Genomic DNA, 13,253 nt, shown 5'->3' on the forward strand with positions numbered 1-13,253 from the left:
CGGCTTTCCGCTCAGGCCGGCGCGCCGGCCGGCACGGCCATCCGCTGCAGCAGCGGCTGCCTTTGCAGCACCTCCTTGCACGGCCCGTGGTCGAGCACATGGCCTGCCTCCATCAGCACCACGGTGTCGAAGCGCTCGAGCAGGCTCAGCCTGTGGACAGACGCGATCAGGCAGGCATCGGGGAACGCGGCTGCGATGCGCTCGAGCACGCGGGCCTCGGTATTCGCATCGAGTGCGCTGGTCGGCTCGTCGAGCAGCAGCAGCGAGCTGCCCTGCGCCGCGAGCACGCCGCGCGCGAGGCACAGCCGCTGGCGCTGGCCGCCCGAAAGATTGAATCCGCGCTCCGACACGGCTGTGTCGAGGCTGCCGTGGGTCGCCTCCAGCACTTCGTCGAAGGTGCTGACGTGCAGCGCGGCCTCGAGCAGCGCATCGTCGTGAGGCTGGCCGAAGGCGAGGTTCTCGCGCACGCTGGCTTCGAAGAGTTCGGTTTCCTGCGGGATCAGCGTGGCGAGGCGGCGCAGCCGTGTCCATTCGGCGGGCTCGCCGTCGAGCAGCAGCGTGCCGCTGCCCGGCGGATAGAGCCCGGCCAGCACGCGCAGCAGCGTGCTCTTGCCGCCGCCGCTCGGGCCGACGAGGGCGACGCGCTCGCCGCGGCGCAGGCTGAGCGCCACGTCGTGCAGGCCGCCGCGCGCCGGCTTCGGGGCGTCGGCATCGACATCGGCTTGCGCCTGGGCCGGATTGCCGCGCGGCGCATAGCGCCATTGCAGCGCCTGCATCTCCAGCTGCCGCCATTGCGCGTCGGCCTCGATCCGCTCCGAGCCGGGCACCTGCTCGGGCGGCGTCTCGAGCGCCTCCTTGCTCGAAGGCGCCTGCCAGATCGGCTCCGCGCTGCCGTAGTCGGTGTGCATGCGCGCGAAGAAGCTGAAGTTGGCCGCCACCGAGGAGACGACGCCGGCCGCCTGCTGCGCGTACTGGTGGATCATGAAAACCGCGCCCAGCATCACCGCCTGCCCGGGCGCGCGGGCCTGCCACACGTAGACCACCACAAGTCCCCAGGTCAGCGCCAGCCCCATGAGGTCGACAGCGAACCACTTGCCCTCGTTCAGCACCACGGTGCGCTTCAGCGGCAGCGAGATGGCGGCCATGCGCCGGCGCAGCACGAGCCGCGAGGCGCCCTGCAGGCGCAGGCCGATCATGGTCGAGGCGTTGCCCAGGAAGTCGAGCAGGGCGGCCACGTAGCGCCGGTCGGCGTCGTTCTCGGCGCGCGCCAGCTTCATGAGCGCGCGGTCGATGCGCACGATGACGAGGCCGATCAGCACGTAGCCCGCGAGCGCCGTCATGCCGCTGGTGCGCGACAGCAGCGCCAGCGCCACCAGCGGCCCGACGAAGTTGACGGCGTTGGTGAGCCAGATGAACTGGTTCTGCGCGAAGTCCGAGAGCGCGCGGCTGGCCTGGTGCACGCGGTGCTGCAGCTCGCCGGAGTGGTGTCCGTCGTGCCACGCCAGCGGCGCGGCGGCGATGCGCGCATAGAGCTGGTCGGCCAACGTCTCGCGCACCTTCACGCCCACGTTGCGCTCGAGGATGCGGCCCGGCCCGTGCAGCATCCACGCGCCCAGGTACACGCCGGCGAGCGCCGCGATCCAGCGGCCGGCGGTGTTCAGCTCGCCGCGTTGCAGCGCGTTGATGGCCTGGCCCGCGAGGTAGGGCACGGTCAGCCGGATCAGCTGCGAGCCCGCGAGCAGTGCGGTGGCCGCAAGCAGTTGCGTGCGCGCGCCGGCCGCGAAGTGCCACAGCGCGGCATAGAGCTCGCGCATCGCGCCGGCGGGGCTGATCTTCCTGTTCCGGGTCGCCTGCATGCGCTCAGCCCGCCTTGCGGAAGGTGAGGTTGATGCGGATGGCGCCCAGCAGCGGATGCGGCGCGTCCTTCAGCGGCAGCACGCCGTGGTAGCGCAGCCGGTCCTCGCCGCCCCAGACCACCACGTCGCCATGCGCGAGCGGCACGCGCGCCGCCTTGTCGCCGCGGGCATGTCCGCCGAACAGGAACACGGCCGGCATGCCCAGCGACACCGAGACGATGGGCGCGCCGTAGTCGCGCTCGTCCTTGTCCTGGTGCAGCGACAGGCGCGCGCCGGGCGCGTAGCGGTTGACGAGGCAGGCGTCGGGCGCGAAGCCGTCGAAGCCCGCTGCCGAGGCTGCTTCGCGCGCCAGCCGCACGAGCGGTTCGGGCATGGCGGGCCAGGGCTTGCCGCTGTCGGGGTCGGTCGGGCTGTAGCGGTAGCCGCGCCGGTCGCTGGTCCAGCCCAGCGCACCGCAGTTGGTCAGCGCGACGGACATGGTGAAGCCGCCCGGCGTGACGAGGTGGCGGAAAGGCGCGCCCGCCTCCACGCCGCGGATCGCGGGCAGCAGCTCGTCGACGAAGGGCAGGGCGAAGCCGGGCAGCACGAAGGCGCCGGTGCCCAGCGGCTCGCGCGCCGGGCGGGGCGGATCGTCGAAGAGGGCGAGGGTGGTGGCGCCGGAGGTGGTCGTGTTCGTTGTCGTCGTCATCGCGTTCATGCTCCCCGATCTTTGCCCAAAAGCCGGGCCGCGGCCGCAGGCCCTGTCCGACGCACGGGCCGGCCGATGCGCCGGCGCCTCCCATGTTCAGGCGATGCCGTTTGCAGACAAAGCCCTTAGCCTCGTCACCCCTCGCGCCCAAAGGTAGTGCTTAGGGTTTAAATTCATGGAAGTACGTTAATAAATGGGTTATGGTGAATCCATCATGGACGGCGCTCGACTCGCTCTCAGCGTTCCGGAAGGCTGGACAGGCTGGCTCGAACTCATGCGTACGCCAAGCGGTACCTACGCCGGTATCGCCGAACTGAGCTTCAGCGGGGTTCCCCGCTGCGCGCTCGTCATCACCCAGCAGCTTTCATGGGACGCGGCGGTCGAAAGGGCCACGCTGCGGGCCGATCACTTCGTCAGGCAGTGGGGGCCGGGGCCGGCGCGCGGCTCCTGAACCCGGCTTCTTGAAACTGCTGCGGCGGCGCAGCACATAGGGCGGGCTCGTGGTAGAAACCGCGAGCTTTTTCGGGCCATGTCCCGATCCACGATTCACACCCCCACGCGCCGCCCTCCATGCCGAACTTCCTCCGCCGGACTGCCGACCAACCGCATGTCCGATGGCTGGCCTGGCTGCTTCTGGCCGTCGCGACGCTGTTCATGGCGGGCTGCGCCGGCCTGCCGGCGGAGGTGCAGCGCAAGCCTTCGACGGCCATAGCCGACGGCGCCGACACCAGGCTCGGCCGCCTCGTGAAGGCGTCGGCGCCGCCCGGCGAGCCGCTGAGCGGTTTCCGGCTGCTGCCGATGCCGCAGTTCTCGTTGCACGCGCGCATCGAACTCGCGCGCCGCGCGCAGCGCTCCATCGACGTGCAGTACTACCTCGTGCAGAACGACGAGACCGGCCGCTACCTGCTGCGCGCCCTGCGCGACGCGGCCGACCGGGGCGTGCGGGTGCGGCTGCTGGTGGACGACCTCTACACCGCCGGCGCCGATCCGCTGTTCACCAGCTTCGCCTCGCACCCGAACGTGGAGGTGCGGCTCTTCAATCCGTTTCCCGCCGGGCGCGACCGCTTCGGCACGCGCTGGGCCTGGTCGATCCTGGACTTCGACCGCGTGCACCGCCGCATGCACAACAAGCTCTACGTGGTGGACAACACCATCGCCGTGATGGGCGGGCGCAACATGGCCAACGAGTACTTCCTGCGCGACGGAGGCTCGAACTTCATCGACATCGACACGCTGGTGGCCGGCGAGGTGGTGCCCAGGCTGTCCTCGCTGTTCGACATGTACTGGAACAGCCAGTACGTCTACCCCATCGAGTCGCTGGTGCCGCCCGGCGGCGAGACGCCGCAGCAGCTGCGCGAGCGCTTCGACCGCCTCACCACCGGTCCGGAACAGCTGCACCCCGAGGAGCCCGGGTCCACCGACCTGCTGGGCAACAACCCGCTGGCCAAGGACCTCGACGCCGGCGCGCTGAAGCTGGTCTGGGCGCGCGCCGAGGCGTATGCCGATCCGCCCGCCAAGGCGCTTGGCGCGACCGACGAGGCGCGGGGCCTGCCCGCCGACGAGTCCAAGGACAGCGTGCTCTACAACGTGCAGCGCTACCTGCGCGGCGCCGAGAACGAGATCATGCAGACCACGCCCTACCTGATTCCGGGGCGCGGCGGCATGGAGACGATCCGCATCGTGCGCGGCAACGGCGTGGGCTACACCATCGTCACCAATTCGCTGGCGGCCACCGACGAATCGCTGGTGCACATCGGCTACCGGCGCTACCGCGGCCAGATGCTGCGCCTGGGCGTGGAGCTGTACGAGCTCAGCCCCAAGCGGGTGGAGCAGACCAAGCGCTTCGGCATGTACGGCTCGGCCAGCGGACGGCTGCACGGCAAGTCGGCGGTGATCGACCGCAAGATCGTCTTCATCGGCTCGATGAACTTCGACCCGCGCTCGATGCTGCACAACACCGAAGTCGGCATCTTCATCTTCAGCCCGCAGATCGCCCAGCAGCTCACCAGCCTGATCGGCTTCATCCGGCTGGACGGCGCCTACCAGCTCCAACTGGGGCCGAAGGGCGCCATCGAGTGGGTGAGCCCGGCCTCCGGCGACGCGGCCGACACCATCCTGCACCAGGAGCCCGAGACGGACTTCTGGTCGCGCTGGAAGCTGGAACTGCTGGCGCCGCTGGTACCCGAGAGCCTGCTTTAGGCGGGCACGTCCCGCATCCTCAAAACAGAGGATGGTCGACAGGAGGGGCCTCCAGAAGAATCGCATCGCTCGTGTTACGAGTTGATTCTTTTGTTTGCTCCTTCACTAGACAAGACCATCCATGAAAACAAACTTCGCGACCTCCGCGGCCTCCGGCCAGTCCTTCTTCAAGACGACGCGCTGCGCATGCGCAGTGGCGCTCCTGATCTCGCTCGGCGCCTGCGGCGGCGGCGGGGGTGGTGGAGGCGGCGGCTTTGCCGGCTTCCCGGCCGCGGGCGGCAGCAGCAACCCGCCGGCCGCCGAGCCTCCAGCCGCGTCGGCGCCTGTTACGTTTTCGGGCACGGCGGCCGCCGGCCTGCCGCTGGTAGGTACCGTCACCGTCAAGGATGCCAAGGGCGCGAGCAAGACCGTGCCGCTGGTCGACGGCAAGTACGAGATCGACGTGAAAGGCATGACCGCGCCTTTCGTCTTCCGTGCGGAGGGCACGGTGGCCGGCGAGCGCACGGTGATCCATTCGGCCGCGACCGCGGCCGACGTCAACGGCAACATCAACATCACGCCGCTGACCGACCTGGTGGTGGCCAACATCGCCGGCCGGCTGGCCTCGCAGTATTTCGACGGCGGCGAGTTCGCCTCGCTCTCGGCCGACGAGCTCAAGGCCGAGTCCGACGCGCTGAAGGCCAAGCTGCTGCCGGTGCTGCAGGCCATGGGCGTGGACGCCAGCATCGACCTGCTGCGCACCGCCTTCACGCCGCTGTCGAGTGCGCTGGACAAGGCGCTGGACGTGCTGCGCGTGAGCGTCGATCCGGCCACCAACGTGGCGACCATCACCAACATCGTCACGCAGCAGCAGATTGCAGACGACCTGGCGGTGAAGGCGGCGGCCGAGCCCGCCACCACGCCGATGAGCGGCTCCGGCATGGACACCGCCGCCGCCGACATCGTGGCGATCCGCAAGGTGCTCGCGGACTTCGTGGGCAAGTTCGCCACCGGGCTGCCCGCGCCGTCGCAACTGCTGTCGCTGATGACCGACGGCACCAACCCCGTCACCGGCACCTACGGCTTCAGGTTCTCCGACCTCAGCGCCTCGCAGTTCGCCAACGAGACGGCGACCGACACCAGCCTCGTGGGCGCCAGCTTCACCGACGTGGTGATCCAGCGCATCAACTACACCATCGACGCGAACAACACGAGCCCGCGCGCCTTCGTCGAGTTCACGCACAAGGACAAGAACGGCATCGCCTTCAGCAACACGCAGGGCATGCAGATCGTCAAGGGCACGGACGGCGCCTGGCGCCTGCGCGGCGACGGGCGCGTGCTGGACATCAATCCGCACATGCATGCCACCAAGGAGAAGGCGACCGGTTGCGTGAGCAGCTCGCTGCAGTTCGAGATCCAGGACATGAACACCGGCAACAGCGGCAATGTCGCGTCGGTGGTCGTCACCGGCCCGGGCCTGCCCGCGGGCGGCCTGCGCCACCTGCGTCCATCGGGCGGCGGTGCATGGCCAATCGACGGCAGCTCGAGCTTCAACTACTACTACCTGACCTCGAACTGCAGCGGCCGTCCGACCGCCGGCCTGAGCGACAGCGCGATCGCCGCGCTTCCCGCCACGCCCGAGTACACCTTCACCGCGTACGAGAGCGACGGCACCACGGTGGCCAAGTTCAGCGGCTTCGACATCATCTACAAGCACCGCTTCCATGGCCGTCCGCTGACGCTGGCCGAAACCGCCGCCGTCAGCTACCCGGCCTTCTCGACCACGCCGGCCCTGTCGTCCTATGTGGGCGGGAGCGATTTCGCTATCAGCGCCACCGGGCTGGACCCGACTTTCGCCGCGCAGTTCTTCCTGAGCCTGATCGGCGGCCCCTCGGCCGGCGCGGAAGACAGGGCCGACGTCGCACCCTCGGCCACGGGCACGGCATCGAAGACCTTCAACCTGCCGGCGCAGGGCTCGGTGTACTACCGCAACATGTTCGTCAGCACCTACGACAGCAACTGGCGCGAGATCGTGCTGCGCGACACCACGACGGCCGAGTGAGGGAGCGAGGCAGGGAGAGGGCGCCCGCTTCCTCGGGCGCCCGGAAAAACGAAAAGCCCCCGGAAGGGGGCTTTTTCATGGGCGGCCGAACTTATCTAGTTGATGCAAAAAATCAAAAAAATCAACAACTTAGAGGGTCGCTCTGGATTAAGAGGGCGCGAGCCGCGTGAAATTTCCTCTCCCCATTTGCACCGGTCGGGCCAAAGTCCCATCCTTGCTGGCGGCCTTCAAGGCGAGCATTTGGCGCCCTCGACCTTATACACGTGGCCGATGACCTCGGTGCCATCACCAGCGTCCGTGTTACGTCGATGCGGGCGGCGCCACTGCAGCCTTCGAAGTGAGTGCGCAGGGCCATAGGCCTGTCGGACCCAATGGCCACGAACCCAGTGGATGACCCTCGCCGCAGAATTCCCCGGGGCTTCCTGCTGGAAGTTCTGATCAAACGACTTGCCGCAAAGCTGGATTGCCGCATAGCCGAGCATTCCGAGTTCGGTTTTAGCCTGCCGCTGATCCTTCGTTGTCGCCGCCTTGCTGATTTTTTCCACCAGTTGGCTCGGCGCGCCTGCAGGCCATCGTGCCTCCACATCATCAGGGTATGCCGACAAGTACGCCAATGCATTGACAATCAGACGTGTGATCCGCTCCCAGCAGTCCTGAAGCCGCGGCAACTCCTCGAGTGCAGTTCTGGCGCTCTCCGATTGCTTGCTGGATAGCCCTAGCTGCTTGGCCTGATCGGCAAACTCGGTTGTGCCGTCGCGCTCCTTGCGCAAGCGTGCGATTCGATTGCTGATCTCGCGATCACTGGCCTCTCCAATTCCCATCCGCAACGCCTCGTCGCCGAACGCCATGAGAAGAAATGGCTCGGGGTTCTCGGCGAGCCGGCCATAGCAATCCGGATCGGCCACTGGCGCAAACGTCACGCAGAACTGGACGAACGACAACGTGCGGCGGCCATCGTCCTCGGTGATGTCATGGCAGAAAACATAGGCCCCATCAGCCTGCCAGCCAGGGGCGGGCTCGAGTCCGGACTGCGGACCGAATGATAGATAGAGTGCCTCGTAAGGAAAGTGCAGGGACTCCAGCGCAAGGTCATCGACGTCCGTGCGCTCAAGCATTTCCATCAAGCGCTTGGGGAACTGGAAGATGTTGCGTCCGCCGGCGTGAAATGCAACGTTGAACATCGCTGCGGTAAAGCTCTCTGACTCTCTCCTGGGCGCGGCCTTCGTGTTCGCGAGACGCACACGCAACCGTGTTGTCGAATAGTCTTGCGTGTTTCTCATGATCAGCGCCGCGATCTCGTTCTGCGTGTCCACGGTGAAGACGTCAGATGCCCTGGCGTGACGTCCCGCAAAGCGAGCCAATGATTCGCCGGCGGGATGGAGCATCCGGAATCGCTGCGGATGCACGGCGAACATTGGTGCACTGTCCGCGCTCCAGGTTTCGACGACCTTTGCAGGTTGATCACTCAGCCGACCACTTGGGAGCGACGACGCCAAGCGCTGTGCCACGATCTGAGGCTGCTCCGCCCCAATATCGACCTCAACGTAATCCCAGAGAAAGCTCGACGCGATCGCTGAGCGACTGTCCAGCCACCACAGTTGCAGGTGGAGCACGCCGGGGTCAGCAAGTGCATGCCGCATCTCGAAGCGCGGCCGCTCCCCATTCTCGCAGTGCAAATTGTGTTCGGTAAGCGCAGCGAGACTGACGCTCAGATGGGTTGCGGCTTCAGATTCGATCATGGTGTCCATACGTGACATCGTGCCGGCATTCTGCGGAAACGAGGGGGAAGCCGCCTGGGACCAAGGGGGTTCGGAAGGCGTACGGCGACGTGAGACGGCGCCGACACTTCTCGGTCCTGTTTTAGCTCATGATGCACAGCTGGATCTTGTGGGAAGTGAGACGCTCAGGTCTAATCGTCGAAGTTAGAAATTGGACAGTAAAAGATGATGACGAAGACTAGGCAGAAGGCACCAAGGGCGATTGATCTCTATTCTGGGGTCGGTGGGTGGGCTCTGGGCCTGCGTCTTGCGGGTATCGAAGTGGTTGCTTCGTACGAACGTTGGGGGGTCGCCAACGAGACGAACTTTAAAAACAATCACCACCAAGCTCAGACCGTCGATATTCGACGGCTTGAACTTGCCGACTTGCCTTCTGATATAGACATCGTGGTTGGAAGTCCGCCTTGCACTCAGTTCTCCTTCTCGAACCGAGGTGGAAGCGGAGATTTGGCCGATGGCCTTAAAGACGTGATCCAATTTCTATCCATTGTGGAACATCTCAAACCCAAAGTTTGGGCAATGGAGAATGTGCCCCGAATGGCAAAGATCATTGAGGCGGAATTGCGAAAGGGGGGGGTGCTACACCGATTCTCAAGCCTCGGCGTGCAGGCCCATATCGTGAACACCGCGGACTATGGCGTGCCACAGCGCCGAATGCGCTGCATAGCAGGAAACTTCGACTTTGCTCTTTTGCAAAGCTATCGAGCGACATTAGTTCCGCCGACGTTAGGTGACGTTGTCGACTCGCTCGCGGCCAAGGTGGTGACGGATCCGATATATGGCATGACGCTCCCGCAGAGCGAGCTCCGCGATCACATCGAAGAGACACCACTTAGCGAGGAAGAGGTTCGAATCAATCGCGCAGCAAAGACGACTCATACTGTTTACAACGCCATGGCGTTTCCCGATCAGTTGAATCGCCCGGTACGGACGATCACTGCAACGTGCACCCGTGTCTCCCGCGAAAGCATCGTGATAGCCACAGCGGATACTCCGACGCGATTCAGACGGCTCACCATTAGGGAGCGCGCGAGTTTGCAAGGTTTTCCAATCACGTTCCAGTTCTACGCCGAGGTTTACGGGCACAAGCAGCAAATGGTGGGGAACGCGATTCCTCCTGCATTCACGTACTACTTGGCGCATGCATTGCTTGAGACCCCGGTGGACGCCGTGCCACCACTCTTTGAGGTAGGGAGGGATTTGACCTGCCCCTCACCACCCGCCACTGACGCCATGCCCAATCGTGCAGGCTCCAAGTATGCGGAAGACCGCCGATTTCGATTTGCGATACCAAGTTTGCAGCTCAAAAGCGGCGTTCGCTTCGAGCTCGTGAATCGAGTCGCATCGCAACCAATCACATGGGGAGTCGACTTTTACTTCGGCACCTCGAAATCAATCATTTCTCTTGACTTGAGCGAAGGCTTGCAAAGCCGGGTACTTGCCCTATTTTCAACGGCATTGATCAAGCGAGTCGCCGGAGCTCTGGGAGGATTGCATGATTTCCTGAAGATCGCAGATTTGGATGGCATGCAGAGAATTTGGTCACGTCGTGGTTTGGGAACTACGACTCCTTTCATGCTGCTGGATCAGCTAGACCTGACGGGAAGCAGTTTAGCTTCGGTACTTGCGGATGATGAGCACTTTGCAAAATGGGTTTTGGGTATGGTCATAAATTTGGAGTATGGACACGATGAAGCGCGTTGCCTTCCGGGCTTAGGAAAGCTCGCCAACAACGCTTCGCTTGTTGTCGCAGGCCTGCTCGTTGGTTCTACCGCCAACGCTTACCTCACTCATCCGCAAGCCAAGGCCAGAAACCAGTTGCAGTTGGTGGCGTGATGTCCAACAAGCTCAAGAGGATCGCAAAGGGGGCCCTACGCATTCGTAGCCATCTGGGCTGATCGTCCACCCAGGTAATCCCGTCTGAAAAAGAGCCGAATAGGGCCCTTTGATGATTTGAGCCGTGTAGCCTGCCATCGTCATTGCTGCGCGGTCGACCAAGTGCAGGCTGTATTGCTCACCCAGTGCCTCTGCGACCGCAATCTCGTTACGACTCCAAAAGAAACGACGAGTACCCGCGTAGGACTTCACCTCAATATGAAGGTCATGCTGGAGAGCGCTTAATGAGGAAAAAGACAATATGTCGAAGCCAGCAGATACATCCTCATCAGAGATTCGGCGAATCTGATCGACAAGCGGGTGGTCTTTGAGTCTCTCTCGCTCCTGTGAAAGAACCCATTCCTCGGCCAAGATACCATTGGCAGCATCGAGATCACGCTTGGCTGCGAACTGTTCGGCAGTTATAAGACGTCGAGTGTGATAAATATTAGATCGACGTGCGACGTCTAAGAAAGTCGCCTCGAATGGTGTTGCTACGCGCCAAAGGCGGCTGGTAGTACGCTCACGAAAAGCCACCGAGAACTCTATTGCCCAGAATGAAAGGCCATCGTGAGAGCCCGGGAGCGACATCGAATCAAGCCAAAGACTACCGTCGTCACTCACACGCCGTACGCACCCAACCGACCCACGTTGCACGAGCCGCTCGGCAAGGGTGTGTGCTGTCCGTCGCCCGATCTCGTCATACGGTGCCACCGAAGCCCAGCTGTCGCTGATGCGGAGGCTCGAACTGCCATCGACAAGCTCCAGGGCGTTGAATCGCCGAAGCATCTCGATTGTGTTGTGCGTCTTCGCGAACGAGGCTGATGTCTTAACATGCAGTTCTCGTGCGAGCTGATCCGAGGTCGGCCGACTACATGAGGTGGAAATTAAATTTAGGAGTGCGTCGACTTTTTCCGCCTCCAGCAGACCGTCAGACTCCCTTGCGCCGCTCATAGGCTTCAAGCACGGCACGAATGTCGTCGTCGTCGTCCCCAACGGATGTCAAGAGTGGAATGTCTTCCGAGTCAACAAGATCGGATAGTCGCCGCTCCTTCAATTGAAGGCGTGAGTCAATGTCGTCATCAATCGTATTGCTGCACCCGAGGTAAAAATACGAAACCGGGCCGCCCCCGACAGGGTTATATCGATGAATTCGATCTTTCGATTGAATGAAACGGCCTGCGTTGAAATCGCGGTCGTAGTAGATCGCAGTGCGACATGCCTTGTGCAGGGAGATCGATTCACCAACAGCCTGAGGGTTAGCAATCAGCACGGCGGCACCTCGGACGCTATGGAAGCGATCGATGATTTCCTCGCGGGTTCCTACGGTAGTCGCATCTTCATCGCCGCCGCCGACGGGCGTCACGCCGGTCAGTGCCTCTAAGAACTGGACTCTGCCTTCAAACAGGCTCTTGATTCTTTCGAGATTCCCAAGGAAATATGTCCAAATAAGCACCTTGCCTTCAGCAGTCAATGTGCGCGTCGCGATTTCATCGCAGATTCGAATACGCTCGAGATCACGGCTGATGTCAAAATTTCCAACTAAATTCACCACTTGCTGCTCAGTTATTGAGTAGTCCCCGGATACTCCCGCCTCGAAGAGAGTGTCTTTTTCTATGGGCAGCAGCAAGAGCTCGGGATTCACAGCCGCTTGCCTCAATCGAATAAGGCGTGCCTTGACTCTCATAGGGGCATTTGCGCTTGCCAGATCCCGGCGAAACTGAGGCACGATTCTGCTCTCAAGGGCGCGGTAAATTTTTTCTTGAATTGCTCCCATCGGCACACTGACTCGGTGTTCAGTTGCTGCCGGAAGGTTAAGGTCTGATTTCCTTATTCGCGTAAAAAAAGGCTTGATCTTTGCCTTTAGTTGAGGTATTGCGCGCTCCATCGCACCATCGGACATCGCTCGCAGCGATGAGGTTGGAAAACCTATAATGTCGCGCGTGGGATATAGGAAACGAAATAAGTTGCCCAAGTCTTCATAACCATTTGGAGCAGGTGTTCCCGTTAAGACAACGCGGCACGATGCAAAACGAGCAAGTCTGAGGGCTGCAGCGGCCCAGAATCCATCTTCGTTCTTGATGTAGTGGGCTTCGTCCAAAACCATCATAGTTCGACTGCCTGTTCGTTGCAGGAGCGAAGCAAAACCGTCTTCTGAATAGGCTAATGTCTGGTAAGACGTGAGTGTCAGCTCGATGTCTCTGGACGCGACGGTGATCCCTTTCAGATGATCTAAGCGAGCCGAAACAGGCATAGCACCAGAAATTCGTAACGACCTTGCCGGCCTCCCGAAGATCGCATTGTATTCATCTTCCCACGCCTTGAACGAAGCCAGCGGTCCAACAATCAGCAGCCTGTCAACCCTTCGCTTATCGTCAGCCGGTAGGTTTTTCAGGAATGCATAGGCTGCGTAAACGATTGATGTCTTTCCGGCTCCAGGGACCGAGAAATTGCAGGCGTTTCGCGCAAAAGAAAGGTGAAAAGCAGAGAGCAGTTGTTTTCGGTAAAAAGTTCGATTACCACACACTTCTTCAATGGTGCTGACGAATTTTCGAAACTCATCCGAATCAATTGAGCGCTCCCATATCTCGGCGGCCAAGGCTGAGAATTTCGCAAAATCTTCGGACTCTGTTTTTACCGCATCGAGTGCCGCAGATATCCCCGCCTCCAAGACCGCCTCGACTCCAGCATAGTCAAGCAGCTTCGAGACAGTACGGTACTGTTGACTCAGTCCATTTACGCCCGTTGGCAGGTAGAGTGTCCCGCTCGAATCGGTTGTACCACCTTCTTTGGTGAAGTGTGCAGCGAACATGGGG

9 protein-coding genes are annotated in these 13,253 nt (G+C 62.5%); 4 read left to right on the forward strand and 5 right to left on the reverse strand.

Going from position 1 to position 13,253, the window contains the following annotated elements:
• Positions 1 to 11 precede the first annotated feature (11 nt).
• Together SFB74_RS12770 and alkB are read right to left on the reverse strand one after the other, a co-directional pair.
• Positions 12 to 1,856, reverse strand: coding sequence for an ABC transporter ATP-binding protein (locus SFB74_RS12770; protein WP_432731164.1), 1,845 nt, complete (start codon positions 1,854 to 1,856; stop codon positions 12 to 14).
• A gap of 4 nt (positions 1,857 to 1,860) precedes the next feature.
• Positions 1,861 to 2,544, reverse strand: a complete 684-nt coding sequence (gene alkB, locus SFB74_RS12775; protein WP_432731165.1) for a DNA oxidative demethylase AlkB — start codon at positions 2,542 to 2,544, stop codon at positions 1,861 to 1,863.
• A gap of 274 nt (positions 2,545 to 2,818) precedes the next feature.
• On the opposite strand from alkB, the gene SFB74_RS12780 reads away from it, so the two are divergent.
• The 3 genes from SFB74_RS12780 to SFB74_RS12790 all read left to right on the forward strand — a co-directional run bounded on the left by SFB74_RS12780 (position 2,819) and on the right by SFB74_RS12790 (position 6,784).
• A complete protein-coding gene (locus SFB74_RS12780) occupies positions 2,819 to 2,995 on the forward strand; it encodes a hypothetical protein (protein ID WP_432731166.1) in 177 nt (58 codons plus the stop codon).
• A 119-nt stretch (positions 2,996 to 3,114) separates the two neighbouring features.
• Complete coding sequence (locus tag SFB74_RS12785; RefSeq protein WP_432731167.1) at positions 3,115 to 4,743, forward strand: phospholipase D family protein; 1,629 nt, start codon at positions 3,115 to 3,117, stop codon at positions 4,741 to 4,743.
• A gap of 121 nt (positions 4,744 to 4,864) precedes the next feature.
• A complete protein-coding gene (locus tag SFB74_RS12790) occupies positions 4,865 to 6,784 on the forward strand; it encodes a hypothetical protein (RefSeq protein WP_432731168.1) in 1,920 nt (639 codons plus the stop codon).
• 227 nt (positions 6,785 to 7,011) lie between these two features.
• On the opposite strand, the gene SFB74_RS12795 is transcribed toward SFB74_RS12790, so the two are convergent.
• Positions 7,012 to 8,532: a hypothetical protein gene (locus SFB74_RS12795; RefSeq protein ID WP_432731169.1), complete on the reverse strand. Its 1,521-nt coding sequence runs from the start codon at positions 8,530 to 8,532 to the stop codon at positions 7,012 to 7,014.
• A 195-nt stretch (positions 8,533 to 8,727) separates the two neighbouring features.
• On the opposite strand from SFB74_RS12795, the gene SFB74_RS12800 reads away from it, so the two are divergent.
• Complete coding sequence (locus tag SFB74_RS12800; protein ID WP_432731170.1) at positions 8,728 to 10,398, forward strand: DNA cytosine methyltransferase; 1,671 nt, start codon at positions 8,728 to 8,730, stop codon at positions 10,396 to 10,398.
• 12 nt (positions 10,399 to 10,410) lie between these two features.
• Here the strand turns inward: SFB74_RS12800 and SFB74_RS12805 are convergent, their stop codons facing one another.
• Positions 10,411 to 10,974, reverse strand: coding sequence for a DUF3883 domain-containing protein (locus tag SFB74_RS12805; RefSeq protein ID WP_432731171.1), 564 nt, complete (start codon positions 10,972 to 10,974; stop codon positions 10,411 to 10,413).
• A gap of 394 nt (positions 10,975 to 11,368) precedes the next feature.
• Positions 11,369 to 13,249: an SNF2-related protein gene (locus SFB74_RS12810; RefSeq protein WP_432731172.1), complete on the reverse strand. Its 1,881-nt coding sequence runs from the start codon at positions 13,247 to 13,249 to the stop codon at positions 11,369 to 11,371.
• Between the last annotated feature and the right edge of the window lie 4 nt (positions 13,250 to 13,253).

The sequence above is a fragment of the Variovorax xiamenensis genome (assembly GCF_050916385.1).
Classification (GTDB): Bacteria; Pseudomonadota; Gammaproteobacteria; order Burkholderiales; family Burkholderiaceae_C; genus Variovorax.

Bases quoted from the DNA above. Each gene is read 5' to 3' on its own strand.
- SFB74_RS12770 (WP_432731164.1), bottom strand. From the start codon at position 1,856: ATGCAGGCGACCCGGAACAGGAAGATCAGCCCCGCCGGCGCGATGCGC.
- alkB (WP_432731165.1), bottom strand. From the start codon at position 2,544: ATGACGACGACAACGAACACGACCACCTCCGGCGCCACCACCCTCGCC.
- SFB74_RS12780 (WP_432731166.1), top strand. From the start codon at position 2,819: ATGCGTACGCCAAGCGGTACCTACGCCGGTATCGCCGAACTGAGCTTC.
- SFB74_RS12785 (WP_432731167.1), top strand. From the start codon at position 3,115: ATGCCGAACTTCCTCCGCCGGACTGCCGACCAACCGCATGTCCGATGG.
- SFB74_RS12790 (WP_432731168.1), top strand. From the start codon at position 4,865: ATGAAAACAAACTTCGCGACCTCCGCGGCCTCCGGCCAGTCCTTCTTC.
- SFB74_RS12795 (WP_432731169.1), bottom strand. From the start codon at position 8,532: ATGGACACCATGATCGAATCTGAAGCCGCAACCCATCTGAGCGTCAGT.
- SFB74_RS12800 (WP_432731170.1), top strand. From the start codon at position 8,728: ATGATGACGAAGACTAGGCAGAAGGCACCAAGGGCGATTGATCTCTAT.
- SFB74_RS12810 (WP_432731172.1), bottom strand. From the start codon at position 13,249: ATGTTCGCTGCACACTTCACCAAAGAAGGTGGTACAACCGATTCGAGC.